This is a genomic window from Mesorhizobium sp. M7A.F.Ca.US.005.03.2.1 (assembly GCF_003997795.1).
Taxonomy (GTDB): domain Bacteria; phylum Pseudomonadota; class Alphaproteobacteria; order Rhizobiales; family Rhizobiaceae; genus Mesorhizobium; species Mesorhizobium ciceri.
On record NZ_RZRP01000940.1, the window covers coordinates 1 to 2,268 of the forward strand.

At 63.8% G+C, this 2,268-nt stretch carries 3 protein-coding genes and 1 pseudogene; 2 read left to right on the forward strand and 2 right to left on the reverse strand.

What is annotated here, in order from left to right; translation table 11 throughout:
* Positions 1-645: NIPSNAP family protein (locus EN991_RS32885; RefSeq protein ID WP_164769549.1), on the reverse strand; the 645-nt coding region annotated here is incomplete at its 3' end.
* Positions 646-794: 149 nt separating this feature from the next.
* On the opposite strand from EN991_RS32885, the gene EN991_RS32890 reads away from it, so the two are divergent.
* The gene (locus tag EN991_RS32890; protein WP_245461141.1) at positions 795-1,427 is read left to right on the forward strand and encodes a TetR/AcrR family transcriptional regulator; all 633 of its coding nucleotides are present in this window, start codon (positions 795-797) and stop codon (positions 1,425-1,427) included.
* Between the two features lie 20 nt (positions 1,428-1,447).
* Here EN991_RS32890 and EN991_RS32895 read toward each other — a convergent pair whose 3' ends face one another.
* Entirely contained in the window at positions 1,448-2,041 is a 594-nt protein-coding gene (locus tag EN991_RS32895) for a hypothetical protein (RefSeq protein ID WP_127370302.1), read from the reverse strand.
* A gap of 32 nt (positions 2,042-2,073) precedes the next feature.
* Between EN991_RS32895 and EN991_RS40455 the strand changes: the two are divergent.
* A pseudogene (locus tag EN991_RS40455) lies at positions 2,074-2,268 on the forward strand (metallophosphoesterase); the annotation flags it as partial.

A 2,268-nucleotide genomic window follows, 5' to 3' on the forward strand; every position in this document is an offset into this window, starting at 1 on the left:
CGCTTCTGTGCTGGCAAAACCCATGACGCTGATGAAGACGTTTTCGTCAGCCCGTACCGGCAGGCGCGGAAAATTGTTTTCGGCAGGCTCGGTCACGAACGCGGCGAGCAGGCGTGCGTCGGCTGTCATCAGGCACGCCGTCTCAATCTCGAAGCGGGTGGTGAAATCTGCCTCCGTGCCCGGCTGCAAATGATGAATCTCGATGACAACGATGCCGGTCAGCGGCCTGTTTCGAATGGGCTTTTCGTCGCCGGCCAGGCTTGGCCGCTGCGCCCCCGCAAGGTCGAAGCCGGCGCCCGGCCACGCCGGCTTGAGCAGCAGCACATCGTCGGAATCGATCATCGTCGCGTTGGCCGCATCGCGGTGCGCCGCCCAGACCGGCCCGCCATAGAAAGCGGCAAGAGCATCTTTCCGCGCAGCCATGCCGTCGAAGCCGCGCATCCAGACGAACATGTCAGGCCGATCGAGATCCCGGAACTGGCCGATGATGGTCATGCCGGCGGCCTCCTGGCCCTCGATCAGCCTGCTGTCGAAGATGTCGATGAGCGTGTCGCGTTGGCCTGGCTTCAGCGTGTATTGCCGCAACTCGACGACAGGCGAGGCGAGCGACGAGGGTTTCGGCGCGACGTTCTGGGGCAGGTTCATCCGGCATTCTCCAAAACAGGGTGATTGTCCTGTTTGTAAAACAGACCGGTTGTCCTGTTTTGTCAATATGCTAATGTCCGGCAATGTCAGCAGAGATGATCGCTCAACCAAAACCGCGCCCGGGAAAACGCATCAACGACCCTGAGGGCATGCGCAAGAAAGTGCTCGATGTCGCCGAGGACGCGTTCCAGGCGCGCGGCTATCACGCCTCCAGCATCGGCGACCTGATGGCGGCGGCTGATGTCAGCGGCGGCGCGCTGCATCACCATTTCCCGACCAAGAAGGCGCTGGCGCTGGCGGTGATCGACGAGCGTGTGGCGGCAGCGGTCGAAGAGACATGGATCGCGCCGGTGCTGGCGGCGGCATCAGCCCGCGAAGGCGTGCGCGCGGTGTTCGAGGCCGTGGCGGCGCAACTGGAGCAGCAGGGTTTCGTGCGCGGCTGTCCGCTCAACAATCTGGCGCACGAATTGTCGCTTGCCGACCCGGATTTCCGCCTTGCCCTTGCCGGGATTTTTGCCGGGTGGCGGCGTGCGATTGCCGACAAGCTGCGTGCCGACCAGCAGGTAGGCAAGGACGAGGGCACGGACCCCGAGCGCTTCGCCGCGCTGACGGTCGCCGCCTACTCGGGAGCGATGTCGATGGCCAAGGCCACGCAGGATGCCGGTGTGCTGCGGGATTGCCTGGCGGGGCTGGAGCGCAGCGCGCCGTCGCCATCGCCATCGCAGGGCGCATTGGCAGCCAGGCGACGCAACAGAATACTGCCACGGCCGGGAACCCCTTGACTCGCCGTGCTCTGGTTCAGCTACTCGGCCAGCGGCTTGATCGTCTCGTAGCCGTTGACGGATTCCGAACTGGTGCCTTCATCGTAGCGCCGGGCGAGCGCGGCTTGCAGATCTGGCGCATAGAGGGCGGTGAATGAATCCAGCGTCTCGCCGGCACCGTTCTTGAAGGTCTCCTTGACCGCCAGGACATTGTATTTGCACTCGCCCAGGCTGAATGTCTCCTTGCCCTTCACGACCAGGCTCAGCGTCTTGGTGCCCTTCGGCGGCTTGTTCGGCGACAACTCGACGAACTCTATCGCGGCCTTTGTCCCCGCCTTCAGCGGAAACAGCTTTCGCAGATCGGAAAACGGGATCATCGCCTGGCGACCGGTGTCGCTGTCGCGAAACACCTCGATCAGGCCGGCGAACAGATATTGGGTCTGGGGCGATTGCGATTCGTAGGTGTTGGCAACCGACATCATCCCGCCGGCCACGGGCCGAAATTCGCTCTGGATGCCGGGTCTCGCCAGAACGAAACCCTTCCTGGCGGACTTGGCGTCGACGCAACCCGCCGCATGCGCGGTGCTCGCGCACAACATCGCGGCCAGGATCATGCAGATAGGTGCGGCTTTCATTTTTCGTCCTCCTCCGCTTGCGCAAGCGAGACATGCCAGCCCCGTGGCGTCATGTCGATGATGACGCAGAGGCGCTGGACGACCGGCCGCTGTCCATGCTGAATCAGCGTATGATGAATCGCCGTTCGACTGCATCGCTTTCCCGACGCAACTTCCTGGCGCAGGCTGCAGGATTTGCCGCGGCCGGCGCCTTGTCGCGCCCGGCCTTCAGCCAGACCGGGCAACGC